The sequence below is a fragment of the Actinoallomurus sp. NPDC052274 genome (genome assembly GCF_040679475.1).
GTDB lineage: Bacteria > Actinomycetota > Actinomycetes > Streptosporangiales > Streptosporangiaceae > Actinoallomurus > Actinoallomurus liliacearum.
This window is the reverse complement of the sequence record NZ_JBFAUT010000130.1, coordinates 1-3,834: the sequence shown is the minus strand read 5'-3', so window position 1 is coordinate 3,834 and position 3,834 is coordinate 1. Positions and strand designations below refer to the sequence as shown.

Annotated in this window: 3 protein-coding genes; all 3 read right to left on the bottom strand. The window is 74.3% G+C overall.

Annotated features, from left to right (window positions below):
• Window positions 1-1,206: FAD/NAD(P)-binding protein (locus AB0K82_RS44375; RefSeq protein WP_364409765.1), on the bottom strand; the 1,206-nt coding region annotated here is incomplete at its 3' end.
• On the bottom strand, window positions 1,203-2,450 hold the full coding sequence (locus AB0K82_RS44370) for an amidohydrolase (protein WP_364409762.1): 1,248 nt from the start codon (window positions 2,448-2,450) through the stop codon (window positions 1,203-1,205). The genes AB0K82_RS44370 and AB0K82_RS44375, both read right to left, overlap by 4 nt.
• Window positions 2,451-2,505: 55 nt before the next feature.
• Window positions 2,506-3,834: hydantoinase B/oxoprolinase family protein (locus tag AB0K82_RS44365; protein ID WP_364409759.1), on the bottom strand; the 1,329-nt coding region annotated here is incomplete at its 5' end.

Here is a 3,834-nt window from a genome sequence, read left to right as displayed (position 1 = left end):
CCCGGCCACCACGCTCCGGTGCAGCGACTCCCGGTCATCGAACGTGGCACCGTCCAACGGGCGGTCCAGGGCCGAGAAATCGAGCCGGACCGCCGGATCCGGGAAGGCACGCTCGATGAGGCGGGCCAGAGCCGGATCCGACCAGGACAGTGCGTCGAACCCGGCACGGACCTCGGCCGGGTCCAGCGCGCACGTGCCGGGCCGCACCCGCGACAGAGTGTCGTAGTAGACGTAAGCGGTCTCCTTCGCGATCAGCGGCCAGACGGCCCGCCGAAAGTCGACGCCGCCGGCCGCGCGCAACCGGGCGACCGCCGCGTCATCGAAGTAGCGTGCCGGGAAGGTGGGCGGCATCGCGCCGTAGTCGCCCCGGGCCTGGTACGGCACGCCCCGGCGGGAGCCGGCGTACAGCACCGGTTCGTCGCCGGACGGCCGGTACCGTAGCCGGTCACCGTCGCGGACGAACCGGCCACCGCGTCCCACGGTGAACAGGGACATGTGGTCGAAGAAGTTCATGCCCAGCCCCCGGACCAGCAGCGGCGTGCCGGCCGGAACGGCCGCCGGATCCGCGTCGAGCGGATTGGCCGGCGGACCGTAGAACAGGCCGTGCCCGGCGGCGAAGTCGGCGAGAACGCGCTGCGCGGGGTCGAGCTCCCGGTCGGTGTGGCCGAGGGTCAGGACCACACTGTCGACGATCAGGGGCCCGGAGCCGTCCTCCAGCGCGACGCGCTGGCGCCCGCCGACCAGTTCGGTGATCGCGACGGCCCGGGTCCGGTGCTGATGGACGCGGATCCGGCCGGGTGACCGGGAGGAGACCCGCTCGAAGACCCACCCGAGGTATCGGCCGTGGAAACGGCGGCTCGGGTGCGACCACGGCCGCATCCGGGCGGCCTCCGCGCGTACGGCGGGATCCGGGTCGTCCCGCGCGACGGTGCGCGCCCACTCGTACAGGCTGGGGCCGGGGACCACCGGGCCCGCGCAGCGCACGCTGTCGTCGGTGAACAGCGTCGCGTCCGCGCTGACCGTGTTCATCAGCAGGTCGCCGGGCTGGTCGGCCTGCCACACGTGCCCTCCGCCCGGCGGGAACGGGTCCACCAGATGCACGTCGAGCCGTTCGTGGGGCACCAGCCGCGGCGCGTTCGCCGTGATGCGTTCCAGCACCGACGTGCCGCGCGGGCCACCGCCGACCACGCAGATCGCCACGGTCATGACCGGGCCGCCCCGTCCGGCGGAGTGCGCAGGAAGGTACGGGCGGCGGTGACGAGGGCCTCGACGCCGGTGGACAGGGTCGGCTCGATGACCGGGGCGAAGAGCGGCGAGTGGTTGCCGGGGACCTCACCGTCGGCCGGGCGGTCCGGATCGGCGGCGCCCAGCCCCCAGAACACCGAGGGCACATCGGCCGCCGAGCCGAACAGCCCGAAGTCCTCACTGCCCATCATCGGCGCGAGGTCGCCGACCCGCCCGGCGCCGAACCGGCCGGTGAACGCCTCGACGAGCCGTTCCGTGGCGACGGGGTCGTTGTACGTGGCCGGGAAGGAGCTGAGAGTACGCAGCTCCGGCGGACGGGGCGCTCCCGAGGCGGCGGCCTCGGCCCGCACGACGCGCTCGACGGCGGCCAGCACTGCGCGCATGACATCCGGGGAGAACGCGCGGATGTTCAGCGTCATGGTGGCCTCGTCGGGGATGGTGTTCTCCGCGTGACCGGCGCGCAGCCGGGCCACCGTCACCACCGCGCGCTCGGCCGGGGCCACCTCGCGCGACACGATCGTCTGGAGTCGCATGACCACGGCCGCGGCCAGCACCACCGGGTCGATGCCGCGCTCCGGCTGGGAACCGTGTGCTCCCTTGCCGTGCAGCCGTACTTCCAGGGTCTCGGTCGCGCCGAGCACCTGCCCCGGACAGTGCAGCAGCGTGCCCGCCGGATACGGGAAGACGTGCTGGCCCAGCGCGACGTCCGGCGCTCCGAAGCGCTCGTACAGGCCGTCCTCCAGCATGGCCCGCGCGCCGGCCGCGATCTCCTCGGCGGGCTGGAACACCGCGAGCACCGTGCCACGCCAGTGATCGCGCCCGGCCGCCAGCAGGTCCGCCGCGCCGATCAGGCAGGCCACGTGCATGTCGTGCCCGCAGGCGTGCATCAGCGGCGTCCGCTCGCCGTGCGCGTCGTCGACGGTCGCCGTGCCGGCGTACGGAAGGCCGGTCCGCTCGGCCAGGGGCAGCGCGTCCATGTCCGCGCGCAGCAGCACGGTCGGTCCCTCTCCGCTGCGCAGGACGCCGGCGACGCCAGTGCCTCCGATGCCGGTGGCGACCTCGAAACCGGCGCGGCGCAGCCGCGTGGCGACGATCCCGGCCGTCCGTACCTCACCGAACGGCGGCTCGGGGTTCCGGTGCAGGTCGCGGTACAGTTCCGCGAGATCGTCCCGCGCCGCCTCGGACAGACCGCCGATGTCCGCCACGCCGGCCGCCGGCCGGCCGCCGGCCGGTCGCGGTCCGGCGCCGTCTCCCGTTCCGTCACCGCGCCATCCGTTCCAGTTCCACGATCTTGTCGACCAGACGCTTACGGGCCGTCTCCGCGCGCGCCGGCTCCAGCGGCTCGCGGCCGAAACCGGGCGGCAGGTCCCCGAGCACCTCGGCATAGACGCCCGCCCGGAGGCGGGAGCGCTGCGTGGCCGGGAGGCGGAACAGCGCCGCGACCAGGCGGTCGACCAACTCGACGGAGAAGACCGACTCCCAGGCGAGCCGTTCGGGCCCGAACTCGGCGCCGGGCTCGGCCGGTCCCGAGCGGGACGCGCGTTCCCGCCGTGTCGCCTCCTGGTCCACGGCCGGTCCGTCGACGATCACCACGCCGTAGTCCCGCCGGGCACCTTCGGGGGACACGACACCGCGTCGCACGTCGGCCAGCACGGCGTCCGCGTCACGCAGCAGCGGGTCTCCGTACCCGCCCGCACCTGAGGTGAGCAGCGTGACGACGTCGCCGTCCTCCAGCGCCAGCACGTCGATCCTCTCCAGGACGCGCTCACGCGGCGTGCCCGCGTTGAGGACGAGCCGGGAGGGAACGCCGGGCCGGCCGCCGCGGGCCCCCCACGGGCGGAAGCGCATCCGCTCCAGGCCGCGGGCGAGCAGGCGGGACCCGCTCTGCCGCACGCGGAACGTGAGTTCGAGGCCGCAACCGCCGCGCCACCGCCCAGCGCCACCGGAGTCGCGGCGCAGGCCGTACCGGAGGATTTCGACGCCGATCTCGGTCTCGACGGTCTCGACCGGGTTGTTGGACAGATTGGAGATGCCGCTGTCCCGGCCGTCGACGCCGTCCGCCCCGTCGCGGGCCCCGGTGCCGCCCACCATGGGCTCCAGCACCTGCACGTTCTGGCCGTGCGGGCCCTGTTCGGCGACCACGACCGGCACGACGAGACCGCTGCCGGCCGCCGGCAGGATCGACGGCGCGGCCAGGCCGAGGACGCCGCCGAGCGCGTCGTTGACCCGGGACGCCGCCGCGTGCCGGATCCCCACCGCCGCGGGACGCACCGCGTTGACCAGTGAGCCTTCGGGAGCGGTGACACTGATCGGCCTGATCAGACCGGCGTTGAGCGCGATGCCGGGATCCAGCGTGCAGATGAGCGCCAGCACCCTGGTGGTGATCCACGCGTGGGCCCGGCCCAGACTGGCGATGTTGAACGCCGCCGCGACCTGGGGATCGGTGCCCGTGAAGTCCAGGTGCAGGTCTCCCCCGCTGAGCGTCGCGGTGATCGACAGACGCACCGGGATGTCGGAGACCGCGTCATCGTCGAGGTAGTCGACGAACCGGTAGGTGCCGTCGTCCAGCCGGGCCAGCGCCGCTCGCGC